The sequence below is a fragment of the Methylophaga sp. genome, assembly GCF_009711715.1.
Lineage (GTDB): Bacteria > Pseudomonadota > Gammaproteobacteria > Nitrosococcales > Methylophagaceae > Methylophaga.
Genome location: NZ_VENF01000025.1, coordinates 11,252 through 27,372, shown reverse-complemented (window position 1 = coordinate 27,372; position 16,121 = coordinate 11,252). Strand labels below are relative to the sequence as shown.

11 protein-coding genes are annotated in these 16,121 nt (G+C 46.2%); 7 read left to right on the top strand and 4 right to left on the bottom strand.

What is annotated here, in order from left to right:
• The 4 genes from FH755_RS13505 to FH755_RS13490 form a co-directional block, all read left to right on the top strand.
• Positions 1 to 282: transposase (locus FH755_RS13505; RefSeq protein ID WP_292441636.1), on the top strand; the 282-nt coding region annotated here is incomplete at its 5' end.
• 99 nt (positions 283 to 381) lie between these two features.
• Positions 382 to 750 carry a hypothetical protein gene (locus FH755_RS13500; protein WP_292441635.1) on the top strand — a complete coding sequence of 123 codons (369 nt, stop codon included), beginning with the start codon at positions 382 to 384 and terminating at the stop codon, positions 748 to 750.
• 136 nt (positions 751 to 886) lie between these two features.
• Positions 887 to 2,005: a Fic family protein gene (locus FH755_RS13495; protein ID WP_292441634.1), complete on the top strand. Its 1,119-nt coding sequence runs from the start codon at positions 887 to 889 to the stop codon at positions 2,003 to 2,005.
• A 64-nt stretch (positions 2,006 to 2,069) separates the two neighbouring features.
• Entirely contained in the window at positions 2,070 to 2,432 is a 363-nt protein-coding gene (locus FH755_RS13490) for a hypothetical protein (protein ID WP_292441633.1), read from the top strand.
• 562 nt (positions 2,433 to 2,994) lie between these two features.
• Here the strand turns inward: FH755_RS13490 and FH755_RS13485 are convergent.
• Entirely contained in the window at positions 2,995 to 4,074 is a 1,080-nt protein-coding gene (locus FH755_RS13485) for an efflux RND transporter periplasmic adaptor subunit (protein ID WP_292441632.1), read from the bottom strand.
• A gap of 1 nt (position 4,075) precedes the next feature.
• A complete protein-coding gene (locus FH755_RS13480) occupies positions 4,076 to 7,201 on the bottom strand; it encodes an efflux RND transporter permease subunit (protein ID WP_292441631.1) in 3,126 nt (1,041 codons plus the stop codon).
• A gap of 132 nt (positions 7,202 to 7,333) precedes the next feature.
• Between FH755_RS13480 and FH755_RS13475 the strand changes: the two genes are divergently transcribed.
• A complete protein-coding gene (locus FH755_RS13475; RefSeq protein ID WP_292441630.1) occupies positions 7,334 to 7,999 on the top strand; it encodes a response regulator in 666 nt (221 codons plus the stop codon).
• Positions 8,000 to 8,031: 32 nt separating this feature from the next.
• Complete coding sequence (locus FH755_RS13470) at positions 8,032 to 9,342, top strand: ATP-binding protein (RefSeq protein ID WP_292441629.1); 1,311 nt, start codon at positions 8,032 to 8,034, stop codon at positions 9,340 to 9,342.
• Between the two features lie 131 nt (positions 9,343 to 9,473).
• On the opposite strand, the gene FH755_RS13465 is transcribed toward FH755_RS13470, so the two are convergent.
• The gene (locus tag FH755_RS13465; RefSeq protein ID WP_292441628.1) at positions 9,474 to 9,668 is read right to left on the bottom strand and encodes an MbcA/ParS/Xre antitoxin family protein; all 195 of its coding nucleotides are present in this window, start codon (positions 9,666 to 9,668) and stop codon (positions 9,474 to 9,476) included.
• A 309-nt stretch (positions 9,669 to 9,977) separates the two neighbouring features.
• Here FH755_RS13465 and FH755_RS13460 point away from each other — a divergent pair, with 309 nt between their 5' ends.
• Positions 9,978 to 15,248: a site-specific integrase gene (locus tag FH755_RS13460; protein ID WP_292441627.1), complete on the top strand. Its 5,271-nt coding sequence runs from the start codon at positions 9,978 to 9,980 to the stop codon at positions 15,246 to 15,248.
• Here the strand turns inward: FH755_RS13460 and FH755_RS13455 are convergent.
• Complete coding sequence (locus FH755_RS13455) at positions 15,245 to 16,072, bottom strand: hypothetical protein (protein WP_292441626.1); 828 nt, start codon at positions 16,070 to 16,072, stop codon at positions 15,245 to 15,247. The genes FH755_RS13460 and FH755_RS13455 overlap by 4 nt on opposite strands.
• Between the last annotated feature and the right edge of the window lie 49 nt (positions 16,073 to 16,121).

Here is a 16,121-nt window from a genome sequence, read left to right as displayed (position 1 = left end):
GCTTATCAAAATGGTGTTGAACTCAAGCTGATACAGCCGGGTAAGCCAATGCAAAATGGCTATGTTGAGAGTTTTAACGGTAAGTTTCGGGATGAATGTCTGAATGAGCACTGGTTTATTGATCTGGCCCATGCCAGAGAGCTGATTAACAAGTGGCGAATTGACTACAATGAAAACCGACCGCATTCATCCCTTGGCTATCAAACCCCATTGGAGTTTGCTGTTGCCAACCGACAAATTAATTCAAAAACCACGAACATTACTAAGTTGAGACTGGATTAAAGATCGGGGGCAGGTCAGTGGCTAATACCAAGTGTCAGAGGAACTAAAGAGCTTTTTCAGCGTTTGGTAAAGGAGGTAGCTGAAGCGGCACCGGACATATTGAAATTACATGTTGAAGCAGTTGAGTTAGCAGAAAAGCGTAGGCGTGAATGGGAAATTGAATGTCAGGAGTATAGGCGCGCAGAACGTGAACGTATTCGTTTAAAGGCTGCTGATGAGAGTAAACAGGCACTGAAAGACATTATCGATAAGTGGGGTGAAGCAGAACGCATAAAGCGTTTTTTTGATCAGGCTGAGGCAGCTTTATCAGAGCATGCAGTTGAACAGCATAGTGAATTGAATAGCAGGCTAGAGGCGGCACGATCTGTCATTGGCCAGAATGAAGCTCTGAATGCAATGAGAAGTTGGAAAACGCCTGATGAATTGTTTACTGAAATGATTAAGGGGTCTTATTGGGAGTTTGATTGAGTTTTCGATGAGCAGAGCATTCTCCAGTCTAGATGCGGTGAATATGCGGCATTAATCACTGCGCCTAATGCGGCGATTATGATTGCTTTTGCGGTGAATAGAGCCTATTATTGCCGCATTATATGCGGTGAATTCTATGTGGATATACGAACATAAAGACTGGCCCAATTTTTCATGGAATACAGAAAAGCTAACATCCAAGTTAGCTGATATACGCCATCGCCAAGGACGTTTGTTAGGGAGAATGGAATCCCTTGGCTTTGATTTAAGAAAAGAGGCGAGTCTTAGAACTTTAACCAATGATGTGGTGAAATCTTCAGCTATCGAGGGACATGATTTAAATCCTGAAGAAGTTCGTTCATCAATTGCTCGACGTTTGGGCATCGACGTTGCCGGCCTTGTCCCTGCCAGTCGTGATGTCGAGGGCATTGTTGAGATGATGCTGGATGCTACGCAGAACTTTGATAAGCCTTTAACTCAAGAACGTCTTTTTGATTGGCATGCAGCACTTTTCCCAACAGGACGAAGCGGTATGCGTCGCATAACCGTGGCTGATTGGCGAAGAGTTGAGAATGATCCCATGCAGGTCGTTTCTGGACCTATAGGTCGAGAGAAAGTGCATTTTCAAGCGCCAGGGTCTGAGATGGTCGAGCAGGAAATGACCGCATTCCTCTCCTGGTTTGAACGCCAAACGGATGTCGACCCAGTATTGAAAGCAGGTATCTCCCACCTATGGTTTGTGACGATTCATCCATTTGAAGATGGTAATGGTCGTATTGCGAGAGCCATAACGGATATGACATTAGCGCAAGCAGAAGGCATACCTGATCGTTTTTACAGCCTATCGAATCAGATTGAGGCTGAAAGGAAACACTACTATGAAAATTTGGAGCGACAACAGCGTTCCTCACCAGAAATTACCCATTGGCTGGATTGGTTTCTGGATTGTTTAGGGCATGCAATAACCAATGCTGAAGAAGTGTTAAGTAGCGTTCTTTTCAAGGCTCGGTTGTGGGAGCGCATTAATCAAAACCCTGTGAATGAGCGGCAACGAGAGATTATCAACAGAATGTTGGAACATGATTTTGTTGGGTATATGAATACATCTAAGTATGCGAAGATGGCGAAAACCTCGAAGGATACTGCTCTTCGTGATATTCAAGACCTAGTTCAACGAGGCATTTTTTTGCAAAACCCGGGAGGAGGCCGCAGTACGAGCTATCGTTTAGTAGATAAAAATGATGATGGAGACTGATGAGTGCCAAAAGAATCAATGACGGCTGATATTTTTGAATTGATTACTCTAAGGGGAACTGGAAATGTTGGTGATTTTGATGATTCTGATGATTTTAGCCGTTGGCTTAGCTTTGTTATTGCCGGTAAAAATCCATGCTAGAAATACTGGGCAGAGCCTGTTAAAAAGTGCCATTACAGAGCAGGCATCAATTAGCCTTGCCGGCTTAGTATTGGCAGGGGCAGCTATCGTAATTACAGCACCATTATGGCCTGCTTTGGACCTTCACAGGGTTGGGCTCATGATATTCGCTGTGGGTTGTAGTTTTAGTTTTCTATTTGCATTCGCTGCGGTATATGACGATTCTCAGGATAGAAAAGCAGAAAGACGCCCTAGTCGAAAAATGTTCAAACGCTTTCAGAAAATGCGTAAAAGTAATCAGGCTTAATTTGCGCAGTCCAACATGTACTTTCAGATGGTGATAATAAAAACATGAGGCTAAGACGGTGTTGAATAAATAACCTGCATAAACTTGCGTATCGATGCTCGTTTCCAAGTGAGGTTTTGATTGGCTTCTTTATTGAGCAATCACTATGGATATACTCTCCAAACCTCGGCGAAATCGTCGCCTATGGGGCTTGTTTGATGTGTCCGCAAAATCGGGGTAGAACCCTAACCACTGCCACCATCCTCAAGTATGTATTGCAATATTAACGGACTCAGGTTACTGGTCAGTTAAGAGAAACTGCAACCTCATGTTGCTCCTAAATTTTTCTCCCCAGTGGATATAGATGTAGGGTGACTCCGACAGTTTTGATGATACTAAAACCAACTTTTTCTTCAAAGATTAATTCAACATTCACGCCTGGGCAATATTCAGGATGATGAACAACGATTATGTCCAGCACCCCAGGGCTCCAGCTTCTCCATCAATGAGTGCCTTTCACCAATTTCTGTTCTTACAGCTAGTGTGCTTGAGCTTAGATCGAGTTCGTTAATCTGACATAGACTCAAGACGGTGCGTTTGTCGTTTCAAGCAATGCATTAGGGTTGATAATGATTTTTTGTGTTGTGGATAGATTGCCGCTAACACGGACATCATTTGTCATAAATGCATCGATATTGACAGGCAGTCTAGTCACATTACCGTCCTCAAATACCTGAATGGTCGGCTTACCATCCACCATGCGAATAGTGTTGAGTGGCAGCACATAGGTGTCTTGAGTAGCCACCTGTCGCAGCTTTACCTCTCCTGTCATTCCCGGCGTCAGTGATGTATTGCGAATCAGAAACTCGACTCTCATGGTGCCATCCGATGAGGATAGTATTGAGGATTGTCTGAGATATTGAAGTTCATCAATAGTCTCACTGGTGCCATCAATGATCAGACTGGCCCCGGTTCTTTGGTTAACCTTGTTAAGGATTGATTGTGGTATGTAGACAACCGCTTTGAGTTCATTTTGCCGGTTCAGCGTGAACAATGGCTTCTGATCACTGGCAGAAATGCGTTGTCCGATTTCAGTAAAGCGTTGGGTGATGATGCCCGAAAAAGGGGCACGAATTTCAGTATAGGCATACTCTTCATTGAGCTGTTCCAGCCTTGCCTCGTAATTTGTCAGCACTGCCTTGGCCACTTCAAAGTCAGATATTTTCTCCTCCACATCAACGATACTTACGACCCCGGTATCTTTGAGTTGTTGGTAGCGTTGCGCCAGTCTTTTAGTTAACAAGACGAGCGACTTTTGCTTACGGATATCGGCCCTGGCCTGATGTATTAGATCTTCTAATTCCGGTGAAGACAGTCGGGCAAGTAACTGGCCTTGTTTGACTTCACTACCAATATCAACATGACGTTCTTTCAGATAACCATTGGCTCTCGCGAAAATGTCCACTGATTCCGCGGCTTCTAACGTGGCAGGTAAGCTGTATCGCTCTGTCGATTCATACAGCCGTGGCTGGGTAGTTTTAATTTCAAGGGTTGTTGACTTTAGTTCTGCGGTCTTTGCTGACTCTTCGGGAGCGATGACTGACCAGGCGATGACAGGGAAAGCGCTGATACTAATGATGAGAGCAACATGCTGTAAAGTCATACTAATGAACCTCTGTTTGTGATGGCTTGATGCGAGAAGCGATCTGGCTGAAACACCAGGGCACAATAATAAAAGTGGACAGCGTTCCGACCAGCAGCCCGCCGATGACCACCCGCGCCAGCGGCGCATTCTGTTCACCACCCTGGCCCAGTGCCAGAGCCATGGGCATCAGACCCAGTATCATGGTCAGCGCCGTCATCAGAACAGGGCGGAAGCGGGAGCGAATGGCAGACATGGCCGCTTGACTGGCGCTGACCCCTGTATGCCAGATATCTTTGGCAAAAGACGTTATCAGTACACTGTTGGCGGTGGTCACACCGATGACCATGATGAAGCCCAGAATCGCCGGTACGCTGATAGGGGTGGCCGTCGCGACTAAAGCCAGAAAGGCCCCGGTAATGGCAAAAGGCACACTGGACAAGGCAACCAGCGGCAGCAGCCACGAGCTGAAATTAAACAGCATGATCACGTAGACCAGGAACAGCACCAGCCCAAAACTTTTGGCCAGCGTTTTGAATGTCTGGTCCATTTCCTGGGCCTGGCCGGCAATGTCGATAGTATTTCCCGGCTTCAGTTGTGTACGTAACTGTTTGGCGATATTCGCTACCCTGTCATACACCTCGCCAAGTGATTCGCCCTCGACGTTAATGAGGATACTGAAAGTCGGTCTGAGGTTCGTTCTTCCGACGGTCGCAGGAACCAGAGTCGGTTTGATGGTGGCAACATCGGCAAGTTTGATGATGCTGTCATCGCTGGAGCGACCCACTGGCAGACTCAACAGCGCTGACTCGGAATTCAGCCTCAATAAGGGCACCTGGGTTTGTACTTCATAGGAAAAACCGGAAGCAGGATCTGCCCAGAAATTACTCGATACACTGTTGCCCGCTCCCAGCGCTGCCAATACGCTCGATGTGATAGCTCGTGTTGTCAGTCCGCGCCTGGCTGCTTGTTGACGATTAATATCAATGTCAAAGCTTGGCAGCTTCAGGACCTGCTGAATGTTGACATCCACAGCGTTCGGGAGGCGACTTGCTTGTTGAATCATGTTCTCTGCCAACAACTGGTTGTTGTGGGTGTCCTTGCCACGGAACTGAACCTCTATCGTCGCTGGGGCAGTTCCTGAAAGTGTCTGGTTAGTGATATCAGCTGGTTGTGCTATCAGCATGAACTCCGGAAAATCACGTTTCAGCATTTGCCTGATCTTCGCCAGATACACGTCGGTAGCTTGATGGGGCTCACGCAGTTGAATCAGAATCTCACCGTCATAACTGCCCACAGTAAAACTCTGGACCCAGGCCAGGTTGACCGACTCTGGTGTGCCAATATTTTCGACAATCGTGTCAATTTCACTGGCAGGAATGATTTTTCTGATTCTTTTCTGTACTTCTGCAAAGGAGGCGGCCGTATTCTCGATGCGGCTGCCGGGCACTGTTCTGAGGTAAATTTTGATGAGGCCAGCATCAGTTTTGGGGAAAAAGGTCTGGCCTGCGGAGGTGAAAGCCAGCACTCCAGCGCTCAGCACCATGGCAGCAATAATCAGCGTGACAAGGCGAAATTTCTGGGTTTTGGCCGCGAGACTGACAAAGCATTCACTGATCCAGTGAGTGCTATTGATGACCCCATTATGGATAGGGTTGCTGCTGCCTGAAGTACGTTTTAACAGCAACACTGACAGTAATGGCACGACAGTCCGTGAGAGTAGGTAGGATGCGAGCAAAGCGCTCATTACCACCAGCGCCATCGGTTTGAATATATATCCGGCAACACCTTCCAGCAGAAAGATAGGGCTGAACACAACACAGATCGACAGGGTCGAGATCAACTCGGGCAGGGCAACCTGGGTTGCGCTGGTTAAGGCGGCCTGACGCGGTGGATGACCCTCGTGAATCAGTCGCTCTATGTTTTCTATTTCCACCAGGGCGTTATCGACCAGGATACCGATGGCGAGTGCCAGTCCGCCCAGACTCATCAGGTTCATGGTGTGACCGCTCAAATGCAATACAGCCAGTGAGACCATCAGGGAGAGCGGAATAGATGTTAGAACAATCAGCGTGGCCCTGACGGACCCCAGGAAAAGAATAATGATCACAGCAACCAGAAAGCCAACCAGTAACATTTCTTTTTTGATGTGATCCTGGGCATGGCTGACAAACGTCGACTGATCAAAAATGGGCGTGATCTCCACACCGTCCGGTGCGGCCTGTTGTATGCCCGGCAAAATCTGCTTCAGCTTTTCGATAATGTCAGTGGTAGAGGCGTCACCAAGCTTAATCAGCGAGACAAGAACACCTTCCTTGCCATTGACTCGCGCGATATTAGTCTGAACCGCACTACCATCGCGGACATCGGCCACATCACTGAGTAAGATCAACTGGTCACGACCCGTGGTAATTGGAATCTGGGCGATCTCATCGACAGTGTCGGGCGCTGCATTGATCAGTAACTGTATATTGTTGGCATCAATGCGGATATCACCAGTCGGCAGGGTCAGGTTTTCCCGCGACAGCGCCAGGTTGACATCTTCCGGCGTTAATTTATGCGCTCGTAAGTCCCGGGGTCTGAGGTCGACATTAATCACGCGTGTCGCTCCGCCATAGGGCAGCGTCATCCTTACACCATTGATGGTCTGGATCATGCCGCGCAGTCTTAGGCGCGCAAAATCGGCAACTTGGGCCGAAGAGAGCCGGTCAGAAGAAATGGCAAGTTGAATAATCGGATGGCTGGACTGGTTGTACTGCACAATCAATGGTGGGGTAATGCCCTGTGGCATGCGCCTGATAATTGTTTGTGAAACGCTCGTCGTTTGTGCCATGGCATTAGCGATATCAACGCCAGACTGAAACTCGACATGAACAATCGCCGTACCGCTCATCGTCTGCGATCTGACCGACTTGATATTATCGACATTATTCATGATCGCGACTTCACTGAAAGTCGTGACTTTGGCTGCCATCTCCCGGGCATTCAGTCCTTTGTAAGTCCAGATAAGTTTGATTGACGGGATATCGACTTTAGGTAGTACATCAACCGCGAGTTTGTTGTAGCTTGAAATACCGATAGCGATAATCAGCAGTACCATCGAGGCAACGGAATAAGGACGTTTGAGGGCGAACTGCACCAACCACATAAATTAAAACCACGACTGAATCTTGAGAGACGAAGCAAAGTCTAGGTGGCAGAAATTAGCTCTGTATTAGCGTGACCCTAATATTCACTTAATTTTGTGAGCGATAATCAGACAGATAGACGGGTAACGAATATGTATGTATTGATTGTTGAAGATAATGAAATTGTGGGCGACGGTATCAGGCAGGGACTGGAAGCGCTGAGCCATTCTGCCGACTGGGTCAGGGATGCCATGGCTGCCACCCAGGCCGTGCAACTGGCCCAATATGATGTGGTGATTCTGGATCTGAGCTTGCCAGATGAAGATGGCATGGAACTGCTCAGCAAATGGCGCCGCAAACAAATTCTGACACCGGTTTTAATTTTAACCGCGCGAGATGCTGTTCCTGATCGTGTTTCCGGTCTATCGCGTGGTGCAGATGATTACCTCACAAAACCTTTCGACTTTGACGAATTGATAGCACGACTTCAATCCATTGTCAGGCGGACGGTTGGGCGTGCAGATAACATCTTTAGCTACAAAAGCATTACTTTTGACCCGGCCAGGGCCCAGGTAAAAGTCAATGGCTTTCCGGCTAAACTGTCAAAAAGTGAAATGATCGTATTGGAGGCACTGCTCAGGCAACCGGGTAAAGTTATCAGCGCTGAACAACTACAGGACCGGCTGTATGGCTGGAACGAAGGTGTGGTCAGCAATGCAGTCGCTGTTCATATACATAATCTCAGAAAGAAATTGGGTAACGATCTGATACGAACTGAGCGGGGTCTGGGATATTACTTTGCAACGGATGCAGCATAGTGCGCAGTTTACGATACAGACTCCTGCTTTCTATGCTGCTAACAGTCGGTATTCTATGGCTGGGTATCGCGCCATGGCTGTACTTCACCATAAAAACCAACGTCAACCAGGTGCTCGATGACAGACTGGCGGCTTCAGCGAACATGCTGGCTACGCTTATGCAGGAGTATGACTTAAACAATATCGAGCAATCATCCACAAGCACTGTGCTTGAGAAATTGACTCAAAATGCGACGTTTCCAGAGACAATCGCCTGCAGGGTAACGCGACTTGATGGTTCAGTGCTCGTCAGCTCCGGGGATAGCGGCCAGGATGTGCTTGTCTCGGCCAATGAGGGCTATAGCTTTGTGACTGACGCAAATACAGTCTGGCGTGTTTTCCAGCTATCGCGTGATAATTTCACCGTCACCACAGCAGAAAAAACCGATAAACGGAAGCAGTTATTGAACCTGATTTTGATTGGTGTGGTGGTGCCGCTGATTTTTGCTGTTTTCATGATGCTTGTGACCACTTTTTTTGTCATCAAACAGGTTTTTAAACCGCTTACCAGACTTCAGAATCAGTTTGCTGCACGAAGTGGCAGCACGCTAAGCCCGATTGAACTGCAACAGGTACCGATGGAAGTCAAAGAAGTTGTAACGGAATTTAATTCACTACTAAGCCGTGTTCAGCGGGTTATTGATAACGAAAGACGGTTTACCGCAGATGCGGCGCATGAGTTACGAACGCCATTGGCAGGCATTAGCACCCAATTGCAGGTGGCCATGCTCAAGTCTGATCGATCCGTAGGTGATAGTCTCAGGAAAGCGGAAGTTGCTTTGAAACAATTATCACAGATGCTGGATCAGCTCCTGATGCTGGCAAGACTGGATTCAAACCAGATGGCATCTGTGTCTTCATCAACGGATGCCGCCACCATTACGGAAAGTGCATTGTCCCCGTTAAAAGCGATAGCTGAAGCAAAACAGGTTGAAGTCATAACAACGGTGTCTACTCAGACGCAGCTGCATTTACCGGTAGAGCTGGTCTCGCTGGCCTTACGGAATGTGATTAAAAATGCGATTCAGTTTTCAGCTCCGGGGCAAAGGGTCACTATCAGCGTAGTAGAGAAAGGAATGATAACGTGGGAGGTAGAAGACAGAGCAGGGGGCGTGCCAGATGAATTACTACCCTCTATCACCCAGCGTTTTGTTCATGACAAACGTAAAGGCAACTTTGGTCTGGGCCTGAGCATTACCCACTCAATTGCAACAGTGCTTGATGGTGAATTATCGTTTGAAAATATACCGGGCGGACTGCGGGTGAGGCTAAGCTTTCCATGTTTTTGCAACTTTAAAAGCTAGGTTCTATTACAATGACAGCGAGATGATGCTTGGCAGTTGACGGCTTGAATGGCGGCTCCCGCCACAGATAATATCGACGATAGATTCTGTATTGTTGTCATTCCATCATGGTCCTCGTGATATTAGTTTCATCAAGAAAAAACACCATGTTCAATGCGACCGAGCAAAGCCAATACTTCTTGTTTGCCTTCATCGGTCTCAGCAATTTTTATCGGAACTTGGTTGCCTAGAGCTTTCTTAGGCGTCTGCAGCCAATGAAAAGCCTCTTTTTCATTGCCGAGCACATCTATGGCTTTAGAAAGTAATTGGTTATCTATTTCTGACATTGAAATCTTTAACAGCCACAAAAACAATTCTCAAACCGTTTCATCTTGGGGCAATAATATTGCATTTTTAGTCTACTCTTGAAGAACCGGCCCGGACCAATATCCGATTCTCGCTTCTATCTCTTTTATTCATACATTACGCTCGAGTCACCATCTAAGCAATGACTTGAGTGATGCATATTTCAGTAGCAAATTCGATTAAAAAACTCTTCTCACTTGCCTGTTTCAATAGAGCATGTGGCGGGTATATGTCATGGAATTCGCGCTCTGCCATGCCCTTAATTTTTCTTCAAACAGGGGCTATTTGACATGGTTGGTGAGAGTGACTTTGAAGCAATTGCCACTTTTTTTGAGGTCAATCTCCAATATCGTCCTGTTGTTGACCTGTTTGAGCGGCTTAAGGATTTGGCTAGTCTGGCTGCTTTGCACAGTAAGCAATTGCCAAGTCTTCCCAAGTGTCTTGACCCTGAGAGCATAAGCGCTTCACTTAACTATCTTAGGGACATGGGATTAAGGCGTCGCGGTGTGGGTAGAGGAGGTAATCCAGCTGCCGGATTGTTAGAAAAGTCGCCAATGGCCTCAGCACTGATGCAGTCTGCGGATCATCACTGCAAGCCGGTATATGATGGGATGTGCATCATACTGATACTGTATATTTCTCACCAAAAATCACCTTCATCGGCATATGAAGCGTGCCGAGAAATCAGACTCTCTGCGAGAGCAGTTGATCCCAGAAATGACTTATTATCAAAGCTGTCTTCACTATCCGGTGAGCCTGATGATTATCTCTCCAGGTTGCGAGAGAGTCTGAAAAGTCTTGAGGCTGATAAGGTCGCGAAGATGCAGCACAAGCTGTTTTACGTTTTGCAAAACCTCGCAAACATTGAAAGGACACGAGCACAATCCTTTCGAAGCAAAAATGATTACTCGACAGCAATTATTGAGTCAAAAAAGCGTTCTCCTAGTGGCGATGTAAAGCTGCCAGGGAAAATCAAACAAATTTATGAAACCACATCAGAGCCTGGTGAGCCTCCGAGCAAAGAAATTGTTTTTGAATCTGACGATAAAGCGGCAGATGATCCTATAATTTTTGACTTTGCTGTTCGAAAAGCTAAAACCTGGATTCAAAAGTCTGAAACGTTTTCCAGAATCGATACCTCATCAATCAACGAGCTTGAGAAGTCGGAGCTGGTCAAACAGCTTAAACTACAGCTTGAAAAAGACTTCAATGAGAGCGTGATTGGTTTTGCCGTTGTCCTGGTTTATCTGCTCGGATTGGATGTCACTCAAGTTATTAATACGAGATGGAGCGCTGTTGGCTTTATTGATCTACAGGGACGGTTAATAAAAACATTGCCTGAGCCGCCTAAAATATTTCGCTCAGACAGTAATGCCGCACCTGCTAATTGTTTTTTGCCTCTACCTGACTGGGCTTTTTCATGGCTCGAAAAACATGCTCAGCGACTGGCTGGAAGTGACTCCCTCCTTGCTGCGACAGCTCAAACTGAAAATAACTTTCTGTCCAAAGTTCACCGTTTACTGCGTCATTGGCGGCAGAATGGTCGCTATCGTCTGAAGCTCTCCAAACTGACAGCTGCCCTTTCAGCAGAGTTAACCTATCAGACAAGAGATCCGCTAGTCATAACCACAATTGCAGGTGATTTAAAAACTGAGCCGCCTGTTTTGATGTATTACCGTGTGCTGGGAAGTGATGAACTGACCCAGTCCTATCAAAAAGCGACAAAGGCCTTACTTAACATTCCTGAGGATTTACTTGGACTTGATTTTGGGGAGCGCACTCATCTGCCAGAGAGCGTGCGAGGCCTGGTTGAGGGCATTTCGGCAAATCTCAAAACCGAATTAAAACACTATCCTGCCAACATTATCCAATCACATAATGCATTTATGTATTTCACGTTGACGATGATGATGTTTGCAACGGGTCATCGTCCAGTTCGGGATCCTTTTTGTTATTGGAGTGATTTTGATATCGACAATGAGGGTGTCTTGATCAGTGATAAGGTCGTCTCTCCTCGCCATGAGTACCGATATCAGGTTCTTCCCAAAACTGCTCAAAAGCAGCTTGAAACCTACCGTCGTCATCTAAGGCAACTGGGAGCAAGGCTTTACAGAGATAAATCCTTAAAAAGACAACAACTCGGTGTCGCGATACTGAGCTGCTTGAAAGGAAGTTCAAAACATCTGCCTGTTTTTTTTGAGATCGATGAGTCTGCTGTTAGATCTCTCTCAGTTACCCAGAAAAGCATACAGTCATATTGGAATAGATTTGTAGAACTGCCGGCGAATGCCGGACGTTCAGTGATGTGTCAGTTTCTCATAGATAGTGGTGTGCCCCCTGGCACCCTTGAGTTATATCTTGGTCATATCCATGGTTTATCTCACCGTCATGGTCCAAGGTCTGGGCATGAGCCAGTTAGTGATTTTGTGAGCTTGGCAAAGGAAATCGATCGGGCAATAAAAAGCTTGGGTTGGAGACATATCAGTCCTTACAGGCAAAATCGTGATCGAATCAGGCTGCCAAAAAAATTCAAACATCAATTGTTCACCAGCCAGTCAAAACAGGTCCTCGGCCCCGAGAAACGTCGATTAAAGCGATTGAAAACACAGGCTAAAATCAAAGAGATTGTGGCAAAGGCGAGAGCCGATATTTTCACTGGCACTGATATCTCTCATTTCGAAAAGGAGCAGCTTAACGGATTCTTCAACCGCATAAAAAATGACTGTCATGACGCTGGTCTCAGTATTCAAAGTGGCGTCAATCTGGGTGTACGGTGGCTTGCAAATTTGAACCATAAGGGTGTGTCAGTTGATTCCTTTCGTAATACCCGGCCCTTACCAGCGGAGTCATCGGTCATTAGTCGAGGCGTTTTCGATGATTGGCAGCAATTTAAAAAACTCCGGACATCACTTTTGGCAAACTTCGCAAGTACCGAACAGCATGTGGCTATTGAGCCGGCTCTGGCTGAGCTCGTTGTGATGGCAGCCGTATTTGGAGGATTGGCAAGTCCAAAAGCGCTGAAAATGCTGCCGGAGAAAGTATTTAGATGTGCCTATCGAGTAGGTGATCTCGATGTCATCATCGAATTAAACGAACAACGCTGGCTCCCAGATGCGTTGAGCTTGTCCCGCCTCATTTATATACGAAAGCAATATCATCGTGATCGAGTTCATGACGCACTGGAAATGCTGCAAAACAATCTCGTTGCTCTCCTTAAAAAGCTAGGTTTGAAGTGCTCCCGTGACAACGTGTATCAAAAGCTTTCAGCGTTAGCTCAGTCCTTAAATGCCTGGCACTTACCAGGAGCACTTCATGGCTATTGGATGCCAGGTTTCGAGGGCAGACACTTACCTTTGCATCGGTTTACCAGTTTGTTGTCGGATCAGACCTTTTTGCCCGAGGGTGATGCTGAACAAAAAGTCGATGATCAAGTGGCGGAATGGCTTCCTGCATTAGAGCAGACACAACTAGGGAGTCTTTCTGCGACACAGTGCTGGCGGCACATTAAGACAATTTTTTCCGAGGTTGAGGCAAGCTTGCCAATTGGTGCTGACAAGAGGGGTAGAGCCCTGAGAGCAAAGTTGGCAAAGCAGTTAAAAGCTTATGCTCAGCAAGGGGATGTGAGTATCAATGGCAAAATATTGATTTCCTGGCTTGTCGCCCGTTGTCGTTCGGGGATGGCAAAAGAGAATTTGGCATTTTCGACCATCAAGCGTTATGCCACTGAAATTGTTTACCCGATTCTGGCTCTCGCAGTCACTGATTTACGGTCTTTAGATGAAGATGCGCTAGAGGCACTTTACTGGGCGTGTTTGGAAACCTGCGATAGTGATAAATCCTATCGCTTAGGCCGCCTTTACGATTTCCATGCGTATTTGAAAACTCACCTTTCTTTACCTCCTATTAACTGGTCAGGACTTTATGCTTTTGCTGGTGTTGATGATGCGACTCGCTCAGTGGATGCCAACATTCTCTTAGTCAATGAATATGATCAGGCTCTGCAGATCATCAATGACGAAGAGGGATTAAATCCCTGGTTAAAGGCACGTTATATGACCGCTTTAATTCTAGGATTTCGTTTTGGCTTACGGTTTGGGGAGGTGTTCAAGCTTCGCGTTATTGATGTGCAGCGTGAAAGGAATACAGTTTTTTTGCAGATTCGAGGTACCGTGTTTGGCGATCTAAAAACTTGGGCTGGAGTCAGGCAAATACCACTCATAGGACAATTTAATGAGCTGGAGAAAAAGGCTTGGGAAGCGGTTCTTAATGAAATGCAGGAATGGGTGGAAAAAGATCACCAGACGCTATTGTTATTTGATGGCGAGTCGCCCAGAAAAACAATAGATAAACAACAAGCACAGGATTTGCTGAATAAGTTATTAAAACACGTCAGTGCCGATCATAGTCTGCGCTTTCATCACTTGAGGCATAGTTTTGCTAATCGGTTGATGGCATATGCTTACCCCCTTAGCGATAGGATGTGGAAAACTATCTCACGCCAGTTGATTGGACGTATCGGATCACAACATTTACCGTTGTTGTGGTCATCAATAGATGAACCCACCATTAAGCTCCAAGCAATTGCTGATGTCATGGGGCATGCATCAATTAAAACCACCATGTCGAGCTATTTCCATTTTCCAGAGATCTTGGGTAGGGCGATTTCTAATCAGTACGCGCCCAATTTGACGCCGAAAACCATGGCATATCTATTGGGACAAAGTGAATCGACGCTGCAAAAACGCCGTGAGCGTTCGAAAGGTAAAAACTCGTTGCAGGCCTATTTTGCCGGCGAACCCATAAATAGACTCTTCCCAACTTTAAATGCGCAGTTTCAAGCTGCTAACCAGCCTGAGCCGTGGCGCTATGATTACGCTAAAACTAGCAAAAAGATAAATCTGCAACAGATAGATAGGCTGTTGGTTCAGAGTGCTCGGATGCAAAATATTTCAGTACACGGTAACTACGAAAACACTGAGATTGATGGCGTATTGAAGGTTGCCTCTTTAGTGCAGGCGAAAACTGGATATCGGTTTTATCAAGTACCACTTGTTGATCCCGATGCGATTATGGGCAAAGAGCAAGAAGATCGCCTGAAATTCCAAGAGAACGTGCTTGAAGTGGAACGGTTGAGTTCACTGCTGGGCGAGATAGATCAGAATCTCATAGAATTAGACGCAAGTATGACACAAGGCCTCTTCAATTATTCAGTTATAGATTTAGCTACCTGGAAGGAGGATAGGCGATATGGCAAGAGTTGGCGATTCTCGACAAAGTCTGGATTGTCAGCATTTATAGAAATACTGACATTCTTGCCGCTAAAAGACGCAAGATTTAAATTGTTCCATCCACCTGGGGAGTTGTTACCAGTGGAATGCAGTAGCTGGCTTGAAAGTCATCCGTCATTTTTTGAAATGATGTCTGACCATCAATTGCAAAAGGAAGCTGTGCTGAAAGTGACCTCATTACCAGCACGTTGGAAAACACTTCAGACACTCAATCGCGTAGTCTTTTGCCTCATCGTCTGGTTGCATCTCAAAGCTGACAAAGTTTCGCGCTAGGCAATTTTTTGTTGCGGTAGCGAGTAGTTGATGAATTCGTAGTCGCTGGGTTCTTCCGTGCCACTAATGAGTTTATTGCGAGGGGTGACAGTGACAGTCACAAGATCATGCGCTTTGAAGCAGTCGAGAAGAGCTTCTCGCGTCTCCATTCTAAGCGATGGGATCAGAATTTTATGAATGAGCCGCATGCCTTTTTCCTGAAGTTTTAGCACTTGGTCGAGATCTGAAAAGTCAACAATACGGCCCGTTAATGTAATCGTCTTTTCACTGGTTAGCAGGCTGTGGTTTTGAATGCGTTTGAGGTGCATATCTAATGTTTTTCCACTCGGCAAAACAAAAGTCAGTGGTTCCATTTTGATATTGCTGCGCCGCAATGTATTGACCAATTCAGCACATAAAACGCTTTTCGTTTGAATGCCATTCTGCAATGGTTTGGCACTGACTGTTACCTGTTCGGGGTAATCTGGGTTCATCTGATGAATGTCGTCGATGACTTTGGCGGCTTCCACTAGGACTGCTTCTAAGAAATCAGACAGGGTTTCGTTGCTCCTTTCAAAAGCCAGACTTCGCTGCTGAGTGTCCTGAGTAAACTCAAGCTCCACGGTTAAATCATCTAACGATGAAATCTTGTTCGTGTGTACTAACGTAATGGGGTAGAGCTTCTGGTTCAGTTCATTGTTCAGGTGCCCGCTAAAGATTTTGCCGATGATTGATAACACTCTCTCGGCATCGCTTGAGCTATTTTTCAAGCTTTGCGAGAGCAAAATACTTTCAGTAATGTCATTAAAGAGTTTGATACCCAGTGACCAGTTTTTTTGCGTCATTCAGTTCTCCGAAAGTCTACTTCCAAGGTATCAGCTAACGCTTATCATG